17 protein-coding genes and 1 riboswitch are annotated in these 18,505 nt (G+C 34.2%); of the genes, 10 read left to right on the top strand and 7 right to left on the bottom strand.

Annotated elements, in window-relative coordinates; translation table 11 throughout:
• The first annotated feature begins 321 nt into the window (after positions 1-321).
• The 4 genes from ACYFX0_RS04625 (at position 322) to malR (ending at position 5,094) form a co-directional block, all read left to right on the top strand.
• The gene (locus tag ACYFX0_RS04625; protein WP_000709931.1) at positions 322-1,581 is read left to right on the top strand and encodes an extracellular solute-binding protein; all 1,260 of its coding nucleotides are present in this window, start codon (positions 322-324) and stop codon (positions 1,579-1,581) included.
• Between the two features lie 76 nt (positions 1,582-1,657).
• Positions 1,658-2,959, top strand: coding sequence for a maltosaccharide ABC transporter permease MalC (malC, locus tag ACYFX0_RS04620; protein ID WP_460269938.1), 1,302 nt, complete (start codon positions 1,658-1,660; stop codon positions 2,957-2,959).
• Positions 2,960-3,802, top strand: a complete 843-nt coding sequence (gene malD, locus ACYFX0_RS04615; RefSeq protein ID WP_001022600.1) for a maltosaccharide ABC transporter permease MalD — start codon at positions 2,960-2,962, stop codon at positions 3,800-3,802. It abuts the gene before it with no gap.
• A gap of 269 nt (positions 3,803-4,071) precedes the next feature.
• Positions 4,072-5,094 (top strand): maltose operon transcriptional repressor MalR, encoded by a 1,023-nt coding sequence (gene malR, locus ACYFX0_RS04610; protein ID WP_000219054.1) that lies wholly within the window; start codon positions 4,072-4,074, stop codon positions 5,092-5,094.
• Positions 5,095-5,107: 13 nt separating this feature from the next.
• Here malR and ACYFX0_RS04605 read toward each other — a convergent pair whose 3' ends face one another.
• Positions 5,108-6,271: an aminotransferase A gene (locus ACYFX0_RS04605; RefSeq protein WP_000434586.1), complete on the bottom strand. Its 1,164-nt coding sequence runs from the start codon at positions 6,269-6,271 to the stop codon at positions 5,108-5,110.
• A 121-nt stretch (positions 6,272-6,392) separates the two neighbouring features.
• Positions 6,393-6,593, bottom strand: coding sequence for a hypothetical protein (locus ACYFX0_RS04600; RefSeq protein ID WP_000929277.1), 201 nt, complete (start codon positions 6,591-6,593; stop codon positions 6,393-6,395).
• Positions 6,594-6,903: 310 nt separating this feature from the next.
• Between ACYFX0_RS04600 and kinB the strand changes: the two genes are divergently transcribed.
• On the top strand, positions 6,904-8,178 hold the full coding sequence (kinB, locus tag ACYFX0_RS04595; protein ID WP_000420369.1) for a sporulation sensor histidine kinase KinB: 1,275 nt from the start codon (positions 6,904-6,906) through the stop codon (positions 8,176-8,178).
• 38 nt (positions 8,179-8,216) lie between these two features.
• Here the strand turns inward: kinB and ACYFX0_RS04590 are convergent, their stop codons facing one another.
• Positions 8,217-8,966 (bottom strand): DUF3967 domain-containing protein, encoded by a 750-nt coding sequence (locus ACYFX0_RS04590; protein WP_000388468.1) that lies wholly within the window; start codon positions 8,964-8,966, stop codon positions 8,217-8,219.
• A gap of 228 nt (positions 8,967-9,194) precedes the next feature.
• Here ACYFX0_RS04590 and nucA point away from each other — a divergent pair, with 228 nt between their 5' ends.
• Together nucA and ACYFX0_RS04580 are read left to right on the top strand one after the other, a co-directional pair.
• A complete protein-coding gene (gene nucA, locus ACYFX0_RS04585) occupies positions 9,195-9,629 on the top strand; it encodes a DNA-entry nuclease (RefSeq protein WP_000811494.1) in 435 nt (144 codons plus the stop codon).
• Between the two features lie 36 nt (positions 9,630-9,665).
• The gene (locus ACYFX0_RS04580) at positions 9,666-10,055 is read left to right on the top strand and encodes a competence protein ComJ (RefSeq protein ID WP_000424022.1); all 390 of its coding nucleotides are present in this window, start codon (positions 9,666-9,668) and stop codon (positions 10,053-10,055) included.
• A 37-nt stretch (positions 10,056-10,092) separates the two neighbouring features.
• Here ACYFX0_RS04580 and metE read toward each other — a convergent pair whose 3' ends face one another.
• From metE to ACYFX0_RS04565, 3 genes are all read right to left on the bottom strand, one after another.
• Positions 10,093-12,381: a 5-methyltetrahydropteroyltriglutamate--homocysteine S-methyltransferase gene (metE, locus tag ACYFX0_RS04575; RefSeq protein WP_001007602.1), complete on the bottom strand. Its 2,289-nt coding sequence runs from the start codon at positions 12,379-12,381 to the stop codon at positions 10,093-10,095.
• A 128-nt stretch (positions 12,382-12,509) separates the two neighbouring features.
• Positions 12,510-12,697: riboswitch (cobalamin riboswitch) on the bottom strand.
• Positions 12,698-12,893: 196 nt separating this feature from the next.
• Complete coding sequence (locus ACYFX0_RS04570) at positions 12,894-13,451, bottom strand: PadR family transcriptional regulator (RefSeq protein ID WP_000062064.1); 558 nt, start codon at positions 13,449-13,451, stop codon at positions 12,894-12,896.
• Between the two features lie 241 nt (positions 13,452-13,692).
• A complete protein-coding gene (locus tag ACYFX0_RS04565) occupies positions 13,693-15,234 on the bottom strand; it encodes an MDR family MFS transporter (RefSeq protein WP_000449901.1) in 1,542 nt (513 codons plus the stop codon).
• Positions 15,235-15,637: 403 nt separating this feature from the next.
• On the opposite strand from ACYFX0_RS04565, the gene ACYFX0_RS04560 reads away from it, so the two are divergent.
• On the top strand, positions 15,638-16,138 hold the full coding sequence (locus tag ACYFX0_RS04560; protein WP_000708116.1) for a hypothetical protein: 501 nt from the start codon (positions 15,638-15,640) through the stop codon (positions 16,136-16,138).
• A gap of 32 nt (positions 16,139-16,170) precedes the next feature.
• Here ACYFX0_RS04560 and ACYFX0_RS04555 read toward each other — a convergent pair whose 3' ends face one another.
• Positions 16,171-16,404 (bottom strand): SPP1 phage holin family protein, encoded by a 234-nt coding sequence (locus ACYFX0_RS04555; protein ID WP_000939448.1) that lies wholly within the window; start codon positions 16,402-16,404, stop codon positions 16,171-16,173.
• Positions 16,405-16,567: 163 nt separating this feature from the next.
• Between ACYFX0_RS04555 and ACYFX0_RS04550 the strand changes: the two genes are divergently transcribed.
• Both ACYFX0_RS04550 and ACYFX0_RS04545 read left to right on the top strand, forming a co-directional pair.
• Positions 16,568-17,221, top strand: a complete 654-nt coding sequence (locus ACYFX0_RS04550) for a diguanylate cyclase domain-containing protein (protein ID WP_000680815.1) — start codon at positions 16,568-16,570, stop codon at positions 17,219-17,221.
• Between the two features lie 614 nt (positions 17,222-17,835).
• The gene (locus ACYFX0_RS04545) at positions 17,836-18,498 is read left to right on the top strand and encodes a YkyA family protein (RefSeq protein WP_000922470.1); all 663 of its coding nucleotides are present in this window, start codon (positions 17,836-17,838) and stop codon (positions 18,496-18,498) included.
• Positions 18,499-18,505 lie beyond the last annotated feature (7 nt).

Here is an 18,505-nt window from a genome sequence, read left to right as displayed (position 1 = left end):
GAAAATCCCCCTTCAATATCTCTATACATAGTATTCCCTTAAGTGTAATAATAAAGACTATATTGCAAACGATTGCCTTTCTCGTAGCTTTAATATTGCTTATAAGAGTAGTATTCATTTCATATAAAGTCAATGTATAAAGAGTATAATGACATAATTTTTAAATTAATATTTGCAAAATGAATAAAAGAATGTATAATGATAGACAAATAGCGCAAACGTTTTCATAGACTTGAGATATTGTTTGCGCTTCAATTAAACTATTAAATGCAAACGTTTTCAGTTACTGAGGTACATAGACAATTTAGGGAGGTTTTTGGGATGAAGAAAGCATTATCATTATTAACGGTTTCAGCATTATCTATTGGTATGTTATCTGCATGTGGACCGAAAGATTCAGGGAAAAAAGAGGAAAGTAAAGCGAAAAAAGACTATGACCTTCTTGTTTGGGAAGATGAGAAAAAAGGTGTGGGTCTAGAGCCAGCGGTGAAAAGTTTTGAAAAGAAATATAATGTGAAAGTAAAAGTTGAAGAGGTTCAGATGACGAAACAAATAGAAAAACTTCGTCTCGACGGTCCAGCTGGCACAGGGCCAGATGTTGTAACATTGCCACATGATCATATTGGTAATGCGGTAACAGAAGGGCTACTTTCAGAAGTGAAAGTAGATGATACAGTAAAAAGTAAATTTACAGATTTATCAATAGAAGCACAAACATATAACGGAAAAATATACGGTTTACCAAAAGCGATTGAAACACCAATCTTTATTTATAATAAAAAAATGATGCAAAAAGCACCCGAAACGATGGATGAACTGTTTAACTTCTCAAAAGACTTTACGAAAGATGGAAAATACGGATTTTTAGCACTAGGAGATAACTTCTACTTCGCTAATGCATTTATGGCAGGTATGGGTGGTTATGTATTTGGTGAAAAAGATGGAAAGCCAAATGCAAATGATATTGGATTAAATAATAGCGGTGCGGTACAAGGTGCTGAATATATTCAAAAATGGTACAAAGAAAAGTTATTCCCGAAAGGTATTATCGGTGAATCTGGTGGTTCAGCTGCAGATGGATTGTTTAATGAAGGAAAAGCAGCATCTATTATGAATGGTCCATGGGCATTCCAAGCGATGGAAAAGGCTGGAATAGATTATGGTGTTGCTCCAATGCCAAAATTACCAAATGGTCAACCGATGAAAACGTTCGTTGGTGTAAAAGGATGGCATGTAACAAGCTTCTCTAAACAAAATGATTTAGCTACAAAATTTACTGAGTGGGTTACAAATGAAGAAAATGCTAAAATTCGCTTTGAGAAAACGAAAGAAATTCCACCAGTAAAATCAGTAATGGAAGATCCAATCATTAAAGAAAATGAGGCTGCAAAAGCGGTTGCGACGCAATCGGAAAATGGAATTCCAATGCCGAATATTCCAGAAATGCAGGAAGTTTGGAAACCAGCTGGGGATGCGCTTCAATTAGTTGTATCAGATAAAGAAGCACCAAAATCCGCACTTGATAGTGCAGTGAAACAAATTAAAGGTAATATTGAGGCAAATCATAGTAAGAAAAAATAAGGTGAAATTCGTGCCTCTAATATGAGGGGCACGAATTCTCTCCCTTCCATGTGGGAAGAAAAAAGGGGGAAGGAACATGCAAACATCTATGGAACCTGCAAAGGGGTTAAACCATTCAAAGCATAGGAAAATGGCAACCGTGTTATCAATCATTCCGGGCATGGGCCAAATATATAATAAACAATTTGTAAAAGGTCTTATTTTTCTAGTATTAACAGGTTCATTTATTGTAGCCTTTGCTGATTTATTAAATATGGGATTATGGGGCATTGTAACGCTCGGTACAGAAGTTCCACGTGACCATTCTGTCTTTCTATTAGTAGAAGGGATCTTGGCACTTATCGTTATCGCGTTTGGGCTCGGCATATATGCACTTAACTTATATGATGCATATCAAAATGGAAAGAAACGTGATATAGGAACACCGTTAAATTCTGTAAAAGAGCAATACCGTAATTTGTTAGATCAAGGCTTTCCTTATTTAATGGTTTCACCAGGTTTTCTACTACTTATCTTTGTTGTCGTATTTCCAATCATCTTCGTAATTTTAATTGGATTTACAAACTATGATTTATATCATTCTCCTCCAGCTAAATTAGTAGATTGGGTGGGTTTTAAAAACTTTATTGATATTTTCACATTACCGATGTGGAGAGATACATTTTTAAGTGTATTTTCTTGGACTGTCATTTGGACATTCGTTGCAACAACATTACAAGTTGCACTTGGTATTTTTTTAGCGATTATCGTAAATCAGCCTGGTATTAAAGGTAAGGCAATTATTCGAACAATCTTTATTTTACCGTGGGCTGTTCCAGCATTCGTATCTATTCTTGTATTTGCTGGTATGTTTAATGAAACATTTGGAGCAATTAATAACCAAGTATTAGCTTTATTCGGGATTGAAAAGATTGCTTGGATGACAGACCCGTTTTGGTCAAAGATTGCTTTAATTATGATTCAAACATGGCTTGGTTTCCCGTTCGTCTTTGCAATGACAACAGGTATATTGCAATCGATTCCAGGAGAATTATATGAAGCGGCTACAGTAGATGGAGCAACTGCTTGGCAACAGTTCCGCAAAATTACATTGCCACTTGTGTTATATGCAACAGCGCCAATATTAATTACGCAATATACGTTTAACTTTAATAATTTTAGTATTATTTATCTATTTAATAACGGAGGACCTGCTGTGTCTGGACAAAATGCAGGTGGAACGGATATTTTAATTTCATGGATCTATAAGTTAACGATGACTTCGGCTCAGTACGGCAAAGCAGCAGCTCTTACAATGATTTTATCGTTAATTGTTATTACAGTTGCGTTATGGCAATTTAAGAGAACAAAATCATTCCAAGAAGAGGATATGATGTAAATGAATATTAAACGACAAAAGATGCTACGTCTTTCATTAAGTTATTTAGTTATCTTCATAATGTGTGCGATTATTTTCTATCCATTACTATGGATAATTGGCTCATCGTTTAATCCAGGGGATAGTTTATCTGGGTCAAGTATTATTCCGAAAAATGCCACATTAGATCATTATCGCAAGCTACTTGATCTCGATTCAAGTAATTACTTACTTTGGTATAAAAATACTTTGAAAGTTAGCGTAATGACGATGATTTTCTCTGTACTAGCCATTAGTTTTACTGCTTATGCATTTTCGAGATATCGTTTTGTTGGAAGAAAGAATGGTTTATTAACATTTTTAATTTTGCAAATGATCCCGAATTTTGCAGCGTTAATCGCACTATATATATTAGCTCAGTTAACAGGATTACTTGATACACATCTTGCATTAATTTTAATTTATGTGGGCGGAGCAATTCCGATGAATACATGGCTTATGAAAGGGTATTTTGATACGATTCCGAAAGAGTTGGATGAATCAGCTCGAATGGATGGAGCAGGGCATTTCCGTATTTTCTGGCAAATCATTATGCCACTTGCAAAGCCAATCGTAGCGGTTGTAGCGTTATTTACTTTCATTGGTCCATTTACAGATTTCATTTTAGCGAGTATTATTTTGCGAACACCAGAAAATTATACTTTGGCAGTTGGATTATATGAAATGGTTGCGAAGAAATTCGGTAATGAATTTACAACGTTTGCAGCGGGTTCTGTGTTAATTGCGATCCCGATTTCAATTTTATTCCTATCACTACAAAAATATTTTGTTTCCGGTTTAACAGCTGGAGGTACGAAAGGATGAAAAATGGGACATTACGTCCCATTTTTCTTTTCATCTCCCCATAAATAACTTTATAGGGAGATGAAAAGAGATTTGACATCACATGCGAAAAGATGTCAAATAAATAGTATATTATAGTATAGGAAAAAATAGCTATATCCCTTACAATACATGAAGAGGGAGAATAGGATTAGTTTTGCAAGATATAAGAAATAAAAATTTATGACTTGCAATGAGTGCGAGATAAAATATATGAAAAATGGCAGAGAAATGAGAGGAGGGGGATTTTTATGACAGTTACAATTAAAGATGTGGCGAAGCAAGCGAATGTTGCACCATCAACAGTTTCTCGTGTAATTGCTGATAATCCAAGTATAAGTGAAAAGACAAAGCGCCGTGTTAGGAAAGTAATGAGTGAATTAGGGTATCATCCTAATTTAAATGCGAGAAATCTTGCGAACCAAACGACGAAAACACTTGGCCTTGTTATGCCAAGTTCTGCAAGTAAAGCTTTTCAAAATCCATTTTTCCCAGAAGTTATAAGAGGGATTAGTTCATTTGCACACGTAGAAGGTTATGCGCTTTACATGTCGACAGGTGAAACGGAAGAAGAAATTTTTAATGGTGTCGTAAAGATGGTACAGGGACGCCAAATTGGTGGCATTATTCTTTTATATTCAAGAGAGAATGATCGGATTATTCAATATTTACATGAACAAAATTTCCCGTTTGTTTTAATAGGAAAACCATATGATCGAAAAGATGAAATTACATATGTAGATAATGACAATTATACAGCTGCAAGAGAAGTGGCAGAATATTTAATTTCATTAGGGCATAAGCAAATCGCGTTCATTGGTGGTGGATCAGATTTACTTGTAACGAGAGATCGTTTAGCTGGTATGAGTGATGCCTTGAAATTAGCAGACATTGTATTACCAAAAGAATATATTTTACATTTTGATTTTTCGAGGGAAAGTGGTCAACAAGCGGTTGAGGAATTAATGGGACTGCAGCAACCGCCGACGGCAATTATGGCAACGGATGACTTAATTGGACTTGGTGTGTTAAGTGCTCTTTCTAAAAAAGGATTCGTTGTACCGAAGGATGTTTCTATTGTAAGCTTTAATAATGCTTTATTATCAGAAATTGCGAGCCCTCCACTTTCGACAGTTGATGTGAATATTTATCAGCTGGGATATGAGGGAGCAAAAGCTTTAGTTGATAAAGTAGAGAATGCAGAATCCACTGCAAAGTGTATCATTATTCCTCATAAATTACTAAAACGTCAAACTTGTGATCATTATGCATAAAAAAGCTAAGAGTTTAACTCTTAGCTTTTTTCTTTAGAAAGGCTTCTAATCGGTCGCAGCCTTCTTTTAAAGTTTCAATACTATACGCATAGGACAAGCGAAGGTAGCCTTCACCGTATTCAGAGAATGCTGTTCCAGGAACTACAGCTAGTCCAGCTTCTTTGACAAGATCAAGTGCAAAATCAAATGATGAAGATGTCAAATGACCAACATATGGGAATAAGTAAAATGCACCTGTTGGCTTTTCAACTGTTAATCCCATTTGAGTGAGTCTATTATATACGTAATCACGGCGTTTTTTATATTGGTGGCGCATCATTTTGGGTGCGTCTTTAGCTGCTGTTAATGCTTCAATTGCAGCGTATTGAGCGATTGAAGTAGCACACGTTACATTGTATTGATGAACTTTTAATATGTGTCCAGCTAAATAGCTTGGTGCAAATAAAAGTCCAACACGCCAGCCAGTCATAGAATGTGATTTAGATAAACCGTTAATGACAATTGTCTTTTCACGCATTTCTGGGAAATGAGCGATAGATGTGTGCTTTTGTTCATATACCAGCTCGCTATAAATTTCATCTGAAAGGACGAAAATATTTTTGTCTTTTAAAACATCTACAATATCTTTTAGTTCTTCTGTTGATAAAGTTACACCGGTCGGGTTAGAAGGATACGGTAGTACGATACATCTTGTTTTTTCTGTAATAGCATTTTTAAGCGCTTCAGCTGTTAAACGGAATCCAGTTTTACGAACATCTACAAAAATAGGTGTTGCACCGCATAATCGAATAATAGGTTCGTAACCTGGATAAATAGGAGCAGGTAAAATTACTTCTGTTCCTGGCTCTAAAATCGTTCGAAATGTAACATCAATTGCTTCGCTAGCACCGATTGTAACGATGGTTTCGTTTTCAGGTGAGTAGTGTAAATCGTAGTTATCTTTTACGAAGTTACAAGCTGCCTTGCGTAATTCTAGTAAACCAGCGTTATGTGTATAGCTTGTATAGTTTTCTGTAATAGCCCGTTTTGCAGCTTCTTTTACGAGAGAAGGTGTAGGGAAATCGGGTTGTCCGATTGTTAAAGAAATCAAATTATCATAGTTTTGAATCATGTTAGAGAATTGACGGATTCCAGAAATTTGGATGTCCTTCACTCTAGGGTTAATGAATTGTTCCATTGTATCTCCCTTTCTTCCGTTTGAAAATTAAGTTCATTTTATCATATTTTCTATGATCGCGCTTTGTATATGTAATTTAGAAAGAGAGAGAAAAGAGAAAAAAGCCGCTATAAGCGACTTTTTAATATCCGTATTCCCAATCTATTTCATCTTCATTCCAGAGTACAGAGGATACCTTGCCAAGGTGAACAACTGATTCGTTCACAGCACATGTGCAATTTTCATCTCCTGCTTTATGCTGTAATTCTTCATATACTGATTTTTCAACATTTTCTAGAACAACCAAATTTTCTTCTTTTAAAACAAGCGTAGTACCCGCCATATTTATCTTCCTCCTACTAAAGTAATGATCACTTATTTGTAAACATAGATAGTATGGATTATATGCTGTATTTTGCTATAGTTGTCCGTCTAAAAAAGTATTTTTATATTTTCTTTGTAATCCGTATTCATTGTATACTGCACGAAGGAAATTTGGTACAGGGTTTACAATCATTTCGAAAATCTGTAACAATTATGATGAGTTGTTAACAAAGAATTAACAAATATGTTAAGAAAAATCAAAATTTTAAAACAAATACACCTATAAAATGATATAATCATATCAAAATACATATAGGGGATGAGAGGTTATGGAGCTTATCCGTGATTTATTGATTCAAATTGCCATCATAATTTTGCCACTATTTTTATATGAAGCGATTCGTTTAAATCGCTATCAAGAAATGCCTCCGAAGCCAAATCGTTACTTTATTATGTTTTTATCTAGCGTTACGCTCGTTCTCTCCATGACATACTCTATTTGTTTTGGCAATGTGTGTGGGTATAACTTTCACCCCATTCCAATTGTCAGTGGTTTTTTATATGGTGGGATTGTTGGTTTAATCCCAGCGGTTATTTTTGTTGCATATGAATGGTTACTAAAGGGAATGAGCTTTCTTCCAGTTTTAGAAGTAATATTTCTATTGATAGTTCCGCTGTTTTTATCAAAGAAATGGTCTCTTTTTTCAAGGGATAAGAAATTAATTTTAGCATTTATGATTTCATCATTTTATGTGCTTGTTTCTTTAGTATTAGGCATGATTAATGTTCTTTTGGAAACAGGATTTACACCGTATATTTCGCAAATATATAGCGGATTTATATTTGCCTCGCTTATCATGGTCATGACAATGGTATTTCAGGTGTATTTAACTGAATATTTAAACGAAAATGCATTGCTACGTACAGAGATGCAAAAATCAGAAAAGCTTAATATTGTAAGTGAGTTAGCAGCAAGTGTGGCACATGAAGTTCGAAATCCACTTACTGTTGTTCGTGGATTTATCCAATTGTTAGAAAGTACGGAAGATGTGAAGAATAAGGATTATATGCGTCTCGTATTAGCTGAATTGGATCGGGCGGAACAAATTATTTCAGATTACTTGAATTTAGCAAGGCCGCAAATTGAGAAAAAAGAACACATTTGTTTATCAGCCCAATTAATAGAAATGACCACTCTCATGTCGTCATTTGCAGCGATGCAAGGTGTATATTTACAAGTTGAAATTTCAGAAAGTCTTTATACGATTGGTGATAAGACAAAGTTGAAGCAAGCTATTATGAATGTTGTTAAAAATGGTATTGAAGCAATTCAAGGAAATAAAGGATATTTAAAAGTAACAGCTATTCAAAAAGACGAAACAATCATAATAAGAGTTAAAGATAGTGGTGTTGGTATGACGAAAGAACAGTTAGCAAGGCTGGGGCAACCATATTATTCTTTAAAAGAAAAAGGGACAGGATTAGGGCTTATGGTAACATTTAGTATTTTACAAGCGCATAATGGTACATTGGAATATAAGAGTGAAAGTGGAAAAGGCACTGAAGCAATTATTATATTACCAGCTGTACAAAATAAGGAATAAAAGTTACCGATGGAAGGTAACTTTTTATTTTATATTGCTTATTCATTTGTTTTTTCTTGTTTTGCTCGGCTAAATAAACTTTTAAATGTTTGAAAGAAACTTTGCTCTTTTGAGGCAGCAACCATTCTTTTTGTTTCTTGAATTTCTCGAATAACTTGCATAAGCTGTGCATCACGATTACTGTCCTTGTTATAAATTTGACTAACAAGTTTATTCATTTTTTCTTCCTGTTTGGATTCTCGTTTATACATATGATTCATTAATAAGTCCATCTTTTCTTTTTGTAATGCATCTGTTTGAGCGGCGTGCTCGACTAACTCTTGAAGCATTTTTTCTTGAGAGCCTTCTTTTACATAAACTTGTTGCATCAATTCATCTAGTTTCTCATCCTTTAAACGATTTTGTGTAATTAGAGTAGAATTTTGATGAATAATTGCTTCATTTAATTGAGCTAGCATTTCAAGTTTCAACATGAATTCCTCAAAGTTACGTCCATCTTCCTTTTCTTTCGGTTGTATCTCTTGCTTATCTTGTATAACTGGTACAGGTGGGGCCTCTTTTTCTTTTAAAATAATCGGTATCGTTTCTGAAATATCTTCTTGTAATGTAGCAGCTCTTTCATGTATAGATTTCAATAGTTTTAAATCATCAAGTTTATAAATACGAGCATCAGCTGTTTTAGAAATCATATAGCCATGTTCCTCTAACAGTTGACTATATTTGCGGACTATATGTTTTGGGATGCCTGTTTTATTCGTGACATCTTTCGTTTTATAAGTAGCTTCCATGATATTTCCTCCCCAAAAAGTATCGTATATATCATTTCAATCTTTTATGGGGACTTCCTTTGAAAAAGAATGTCGGAAGGCTATTAGTTTTCTACAGCATTAGTGAAAAAATGAAAGTTTTTGGCGGAATGGCAAGGAATAACTAAAATAATGTCTGAAAACATATACAGGAGAAGTTTGTTATAATAACGGAGGAAAAAAGAAACTGGTAGAAACATGGAGGTATACATGAAGCAATTAAAAGGTATTATCATTTCAATTATCGCAATTCTGTCTATTTTAGTAGCAGTTTATGAAGTACTTGTGCCAGAGGAAACAAGTGTAAAGAAAACGAATACGTATGATCAAGTGTTAGAATTTCCGAAAGAACGTTATCCAGAGACAGGAAAACATATTACGGATGCTATAAAAGAAGGGCATTCAGAAGTTTGTACAATCGATCGTGGTGGTGCTGCAGATAGAAGGAAATTGTCGTTAGCACCATATCCTTCAAAAAAAGGGTATGATCGTGATGAATGGCCAATGGCGATGTGCAAGGAAGGCGGAAAAGGAGCACATATTGAATATATAAGTCCGGCGGATAACCGCGGAGCAGGCTCTTGGGTAGGGAATAAGTTAGATAAATATCCAGATGGTACGCGTGTGAAATTTGAAGTGAAGTAGTAGTTGTACATTTCATAATGAAGGAGAACGGGAACTATGGAGTTAACAATTTCTTATTCGCAATTAATGTTGATGAACTATGACGGTGAGCAGCCTTATGTAGACTGGACGGATGAAGATTTTGAAAGAGGTTATGCTGAGGCAGAGGGAACTGTTATTTTTGAAGCACTTTCTGATTATACTTGTGAAGTGAAAGTGACCCCAGGGAAACATATTGAAAAAGAAGAAGTGATTAGAACGATTACGGTTCCTTTTACAGTTGAAAATGAAAGTATCGTTATAACGAGTATTCTTTCAAATAAATTTCAAATACCTATTCCAAATGGTGAGTATACAGTGGTCTTACAAGCAATTCCTCTTGAAGAGCCAACGGATGATGAATTATATAAAATACAATACGAATTCTTTTTTGAAAGTAAAGAATAAAAAATGGGTTATCCTCAATAAGGATAACCCATTTTCGTTATGCGTTTGTTTTTAGCAGGGAGCGAGCATCTTTTGCTGCTTGCACCATGTGCTCTAAAGCTGGAATAACTTCTTCTGTTCTTCTCGTTTTTAAACCACAATCAGGATTAATCCAGAAATATTTAGGATCGCATACTTCTAAAGATTGTTCTACGATTTTATACATTTCATCTTTACTCGGTACACGTGGGCTATGAATATCATATACACCTAGACCGATGCCTTTTTCATATGTTGTATGTTTTAATGTATCAATAAATTCACCGTGACTTCTTGATGTTTCGATAGAAATCACATCTGCATCTAATGCGCGAATCGCATCAACAATATCTTCGAAGTTACTGTAACACATATGAGTATGAATTTGTGTTTCATTTGCTACAGAAGAAGTTGCTAAAAGGAAGGATTGAACTGCCCATGTAATATAAGCGTCCCAATCTTTTTCTTTTAGTGGCATTCCTTCACGAAGTGCTGGCTCATCGACTTGGATTACTCGAATTCCGGAAGATTCAAGTAGTTCAATTTCGTGACGAAGAGCTAATGCAATTTGATACGAAACTTCTTTTCTTGGAATGTCATTTCGAACGAAGGACCAATTTAAAATTGTAACAGGTCCAGTTAACATTCCTTTTACAACTTTCTCTGTTAAGCTTTGTGCATAAACAGTTTCCTTAATAGTCATTCCGTTAATAAAGGCTACATCACCATAAATAACAGGTGGTTTTACGCAGCGGGAACCGTATGATTGTACCCAACCGTTTTTAGTGAATGAGAAACCAGCAAGACGCTCACCGAAATATTCGACCATGTCAGTTCTTTCAAACTCACCATGTACAAGGACATCAAGACCAATTTCTTCTTGGTAACGAATCCATTTTTCTGTCTCTTTTTCAATAAATTTTTCATATTGTTCATTTGAAATAACACCGTTACGCCATTCTTTTCGCGTTTGACGAACTTCAGTTGTTTGCGGGAAGCTACCGATAGTTGTTGTTGGTAACAATGGTAACTCTAGGGCAACTTGTTGTAATTCGTATCGCTTTTCAAATGGAAGAGGACGTGAAAAATCTTCTTCTTTTAGTGCTGTTCGTGCTGCTTTGACATCTTCACGGTTACGTACAGCAGATGAACGAATTGTATGATGTACATTTCGATATGTTTCCAGCTCATTACTAATACTTTCTGTACCTTTAGTGAGAGCAGAATGAATAAGAACTAACTCTTCTAATTTTTGATTTGCAAATGCTAACGCATCAAATAGCTCAGTCGATAAGTGAGTTTCTTCTGTTTTATCGATTGGTGTATGCAATAAGCTACAAGAAGGCTGAACAATGAAGTCTTTCGTTTGGACTTGTTTTTGTAGCGTTGTAAATAACGTAAGAACTTCATCAAGGTCAGCTCTCCAAATGTTACGGCCATCTATACAACCGACAGCTAAAGTTTTATCAGCTGGGAATCCATATTTTGAAATAGCATGTAGATTACCTTCTTTACCATGAACGAAATCTAATCCAATACCGGATACAGGGAATGTAATAATTTCTTCATAGTTTTCTTCTACACTATCAAAATATGTTTGTAAAAGAAGGTTCGCATTTGGAACTTCTTTACGAATAGCTTCATAAATTTCTTTTGCTTGTTGAACTTCTTCTTTCGTTAAAGAAGCGAAAATCGGTTCATCAACTTGAATGACTTGTGCACCAGCTGCATGTAGTTCTGAAAGCAGTTGTACGTATGGTGCAACTAATTGTTTTAAAATCGTAGCGAATTGTTCTTGTGTATAACCTTTAGCTAATTTTAAGAAAGTATATGGTCCTAAAATAACAGGTTTTCCATCTACTCCTAATTCTTGTTTTGCCTCTTCGTATAAGCGAAGTGGACGATTATCTTTTAAGGAGATTTGTAATCCCTCTTCATATTCAGGAACGATATAATGATAGTTTGTGTTAAACCATTTTGTCATTTCAGAAGCTACGTGATCTTTAGAGCCACGCGCCATTGCGAAATATACATCAAGGTAAGATGTAAACTCAGAAAAACGTGATGGGATAAATCCTAGCATATAAGCAGTATCCAAAACGTGATCATAATATGTAAAGTCGCCAATTGGAATGAGTTCAATCCCTTTTTCTTGCTGTACTTTTACGTGTTGAAGGCGAATTTCTTTCATTGTTGTTAAAAATTGTTCTTCATCGATTTTATTGGACCAAAAAGCTTCCAATGTTTTTTTCCACTCTCGTTGTAGTCCGATACGTGGATAACCTAAGTTACTTGTTTGAATTGCCATTTTAAATTCCTCCCTAATTGAAAGTAAGCATTTCCGTTTACTAGGAAATACCTATAACAAAAAGTACAAAGACATAGAAAATAAGCCTTCCTTTTTGTTTTAACACCTCATCATCATCCGTGAATCTATCAGTGTTGTTAAAACAGGCAGGTCTCCTGACTTATGCTTCATATAATTTCTTTCACCTTCCCGTTTTCACAGTGGCACTAAAAAGAAATCTCAGCATTTACAGTGGCGGGACCGTGTTGGAGTTTCACCAAGCTTCCCTTTTAAACACGAAACGAAACTTTCGTGTACCTATTTTCCTTTTGAAAGGAATTTAACAAGCGATATGATATTGAAACAAATTCTAACACAATTTTTGGAATTTTGTCTACTGTTTTAAAATAAGAAAATTCCAAAGTTTTTATTTCTTATTATTCTGACTTTTACATTCTGAAGTAACTAATAATATTACATTATAAAAAGAGAAATTGAGCTATGAAAGAAGTAGGGATGTCTTCTTTCATAGCTCAATTTTCATCTATAGCAACTTCTGAAAGCCGGCCTGCTATAGCATCTTTAAGGAGGGTGTTTAGCCATTGTAGTTCAACTGTAATATGCTCAATTACACTTTGTAAAATATATAGTTGTGCACGTGGAACTTTTCCTTTATTACAATCATATATCGTTTGCATAGTATATAAATATTGAAGAGTATCGTTTTTCTTTTTTTCTAAAATAGGAACTAATTCGTGATCATTGCTAAAGTGAGCGAAAGATAAGGCTGAATAAATAGGTTTATATATTTGGTTTTTTGCTTCGAATTGTTTTAATAGTAAAGTGTGGAATAGTTTTTTGCCTTCTTCTGTTATATGAAAAATCGTTTTGTCAGGTCGATTTGTGTCTCTAATTACATTTGTAATATGAATTGCGCCTTGCTTTTCTAATTGCTCGAAGGCGTAATAAAGTGATCCTTTAGCATATTTAATGTAACAATCCATTTGTCGTTCTTTCATAATATGCTGCACTTCATATGGATGTTTATCTCCTTCGAGTAGCAAGCCGAGAATGACTAATTTCATGCTCATGCTGTCTCAACTCCTGTATATAAAAACTTTATCCGGCATTAACGGGCAGTAAGACACCCATCCAAAAATTCAGCGGAACCAAAGAAGTTAGGTGGGGGGCGGGCTGTCCGTAAAAGCCCGATTGGTTCAATTAATAATCAGTGGGGGATGAACAAAACCGCCACTGATTAAAGATTAACTTTATACATATTATAAACGGCATATCCTTTTTCATAAAGGGATATGCCGCTTCTTTTTTATATTAACTGACTTGCTTTTGTTTTTCTTTCTTTTTAGGGCCTGTAAAGAGGCGTTCATTTCCCATAAGTAAAATACAAATAATACTTAGTACAGCCGGAATAAGTGCCCAGAAGAATGTGTTCGCAATAGATGTAGCGAGAGCTTCTTTAATACCCGCTAATATTTCAGCAGGAATTTTTGCGGTAGCGCCTGGTGATAATAAGAAACTTGTGTCTCCACCTTTTGGAGCTAATTTTGCTAGTTCAGGGGGGAACACAGAGTTTAGTTTATCTGTAAAAATATGATTTTGAATTGTACCGAAAATCGTTACACCAAGAGTCATACCGAGTGATCGGAAGAATGAGTTTGTTGATGTTGCCGAACCACGGTCTCGCATTTCTAATTTGTGAATAGAAGACATACTTAATACTGAGAATGAGAAGCCAACACCAAGCCCAGCGAGAATCATAAATAGTGTTACGAGTAAACGAGGTGTATCCATTGTTAAAGTACTTAATAAATAAATACCAAGAACGAAGAAGACGCCAGATACCATCATAATGTTACGATAGCTTGTTCGAGAAGCTAATTGTCCTCCTGTTTGACTTCCAATTACAGAACCAACCATCATTGGTGTTAAAATTAATCCGGCATTAGAGGCGGAACCTCCAAGAACGCCTTGAATGAAGATTGGAATATAAACTGTACAGATAATAAAAGCGGCACCATAGAAAAAGGCAACTCCTTGACTAGCTGCGAATAAAGGTTTTTTAAATAGATGGAACGAAATAATAGGCTCGGTTGCTTTTCGTTCTACAAAGAAGAAAATAATAAGCGTAATAACTACTGTTGTAAATAAGCCAATAATTACAGTGGAATTCCAGGCATATTCCTTACCACCAAGTTCTAATGCGAACATTAAGCAAACGATACTTATGACAAGTGTAATAGCACCAGCCCAATCAATTTTTTGTTTTCTAAATTCTAGAGACTCACTGTAGTATTTAGTAATGAAGAAAAAGGAGATAAGTCCTAATGGAATATTGATATAGAAGACCCAATGCCAACTTATATAGTCTGTAATATAAGCGCCTAATAAAGGACCGAATACACTAGAGGTCCCGAAAACAGCACCGAATAGTCCTGTCATCTTCCCACGTTTTTCTGGTGGGAAGATATCGTACATAATTGTGAAGGCGATAGGCATAAGGGCACCACCACCGATACCTTGAATAGCTCTATAAATACTTAATTGCTCAATACTTGAAGCTGTTCCGCAGAGCGCAGAACCGAATAAGAAAAGAATGAGGCCACCAATATAAAAACGTTTCCGCCCGTACATATCAGAAAGTTTCCCGAAGATAGGCATCCCTGCCATTGTTGCTACCATATAAGCTGATGTGACCCAAACAAACTTATCAAATCCTCCTAAGTCTCCAACAATTGTTGCCATTGCGGTTGCAACGATTGTATTGTCCATTGCGGCCATTAATATACCAAGCAGTAAACCAGCAACAACAAATTTTGTCTTGTTGGCGTCTTTTTTTAATGGTTGAGTTTCCAAATATAACCCTCCTTTAGAAATAAGTAAACTATATTAAGTTTTGAGTGCAGTGGATAAAAAATTTAAATGTATAGGTGATTTTAATTTCTTTTCCATAAGTGCACTGATATGCCATAAAGAATATTATAGTCAAATTTGACTATAAGGCAAACTTTTTCTTCCGTCAAAATATTCTTTCGTATGAGTAGAGAACGAGTGAGCCATATTGAATATTGCCATAAAGTAAATTGTAAAAAAATTTCATTAAGAACACCTTCTGTTAATAGATGAAAAATGGTTTTTTCTTCATATTGTCGAATAGGATAAAAGGAAGAGAAATATTAAACATTGCTTGTAGTAAGCTTTAGTAATTTGGGGAATTCATTGTGTGTATGATACATCTGAAATGAGGTGAATATATATTATGAAAATATGGGGACGAATTTCGGATACAGGAAAGTATTCAATACCGCTACAACCAGTATTGTGGATTGACGGATCGAAAAAGGAAAATGAATTTCCTCAAGTAGCCGTTACATTAAAAATTGGTAGTATGTATACAGAACAATTTTCGTATGAATTGACCTACGATGTAAACGACATACTTATTATGAGAATTGAAGTGGAAAATAAAGGGGTAGAAATGATTTCGAGAGTTGTTGTAAGTCATATGATTCGAGATTACTTTGCTTATATTCCTAATTCTTTAAAAGTTGATAAGGGGATAAGTGAGTTTTTATTCCAGCTTGTAAGGTGGCGAATTGATGATTTGTTACCGAATGAAAAGGTGGAACTACGTTGTAAAATAAAAGCTAATAAAGATAAAGCTCTTAAACAAGCATTCTTTCAGGCTACATATACATTTCAAGATAAAGAGATATCATATGGTCCACTGCAAACAAATGAAGTTGTTGTGCGTCAATAATAAAAAGGAACCTGTACAAAAGGTTCCTTTTTTTAGTGAAGGTTGTGTTTTTTGAGTATTTTCTTTTGCTCCATTCCTTTTTTTCCTACATAGTTATTTTTGTAGCCAAAGTATAGAATAAATAAAAATGAAACAACATTAACAATAGCGTCAATTTGATCGTTTGTAATAAAGTGTATGCCGAAAGAGGTAAATAATAATTTTAATGATAATAGAAAACCAGCTAGTAACCGCATAGCATCTGATAGATTCTCTTTTTGTAGCATATAGATTACTCCTTTCTATAAAAGTTATATATTATATATATGAAATAGAGTAGAAAAGGTATACAAGCTTAAGCAGAAATGTACATTGGATATGTACATTTTTTATTTGGTAGAAAAACATTATTGATATAGAAACATATATTGGTATAAAAGGGGGAGAAGTATGAAACATAAAGGGAAAATTAGTGGATTATTACTTGGAAATACAGTGGCAGTTACAGAATGGATTGCACTTCAGGATGTAATTGCAAAACTGGATTCACGATCATTTTATACCGTCTTTATTATTTATATATTGCAAATGATACTAAGTTATTATTTTGGACATTGGTACGATAAAAGAGCGAACAAGCGTATGAATGAAGAAGTAGGAGGAATGGCAAGCAACGATTTTGTTGTTGATTTTTTTGGGAAAGTAGCCGCTTTATCTGAAAGAGCTTCCCGTAATATTACAGTTTACATTCTTTCTGTAAAAGAATGGGAAGGATTAAAAGACACGTTGCAAGAAAAAAAATTGGGAGTGTTAGTACAAAAATTAGAGAGTACCATTGTAAAGTCAATTCGGAAGGGAGATGTTGTTACAAAGTGGGATGAAAATAAGTATGTTATTGTAGCAATTGATAATGGTCATGAAACATCAACAATAACAAACAGATTAATGAAAAATATTGAAAGTGAAATAGAAGGTGATTTACTCAGTGTCACTCTTTTATTTGGAGCAGCTAGCTATCCAGTAGAAGGAAAAACGTTTGAAGAACTGTTGAGAAAGTCGCAAAATCAATTGTACCAGTATAGAAATTTGCAAGAAAATGAGTGAAGCTTTGATTTGAAGATATTTGATAGGAAGAAGTTTTATTTGTAACATTTTTTTGACTTTTATTACAAAAAAACGCTTCGTTTGTAATAAAAGTCTTTAAAAATATATGAAATAAGCATATAATTATGATGGTAGTGTCAATGCAATTTGCACAATGTGTTTTATTTTAAAAGTGTAGAGGAAAGCAAGCTCTACACTTTTCCTTTTTAGGAAATGAAAAGAATATTTGTAAGTTGTTGCGAGATATCGATTGTACTGTGTAAAATGAACAAAGAGATTATTTGATAGAAAGCTGGAAAGGGAATGATAGACGTGAGAGCGGAACGATCACCTTTTATCAGGTGAACTATTATAGTCTTATTAAGACTGAGGTGAAATTCTGTGGCCATTAAGGTAATACATAGTGTGAACAGATTTTAAAGAACACGAAGTACTATACTTAAAGATGGATATGGAACTGCTAAATACTTCAAAAAGAATAATGTAATATTAAGTAATAATTTGTACAAACAATATTAATGATCTTCGTAAAAAAGATGCGAGTGTATAGAACAATTACATATTTTATAACTTTTTTATATTACACGATGGTCGTTTATAAGTAGGAGGAAGAGATGTTGAAATATAGTAAATTAGCAATTATAACTGCATTATCAATGACTTTATTAGCCGGTTGTTTTGGACCGAAACCAGAAGAAGAATTATATGTAGCGTTTGAAAACGCTGCTAAACAAGAAAAAACAATGTTTGAAGATGCAAAAAAACTTGAGACTTTAGAGAAAGAAGGACAAGAATTATATAACCAGATTGTGCAAGAAGGAAAAGATAATAATCAAACTGTTAAAGAAAAACTGAATCAAGCAGCAAAGAATACAACTGAACGAGAAAAAGTACTTACAAAAGAAAAAGAGGCCTTAAATAAAGCGCAAGAAGAAGTGAAGTCAGCTGATAAGTATGTGAAGAAAATTGAAGATAATAAGTTGAAAGATCAAGCTGATAAAGTGAAAAGCATGTATGAGAAACGACACGATTCATTTAATAAAATGTATGACAGCTATAATAAATCTTTAAAACAAGAAAAAGAGTTATATACAATGTTACAAGATAAAGGTACTAAATTAAAAGATATTAGTGAAAAAGTAAAAGTAGTAAATCAATCTTATAAGGATATTGAGTCAGAAAAAGATAAATTTAATGAATTCACAAAGTCTTATAATACAGAAAAAGTAGCTTTTTATAAACAAGCAAATATTAAAATTAAAGAAGAGAAAAAATAAAACAGTT

It is taken from the genome of Bacillus sp. NEAU-Y102 (assembly GCF_054788175.1).
The sequence above is the reverse complement of the archived record's forward strand: the minus strand, read 5'-3'. Positions and strand labels throughout refer to the sequence as shown.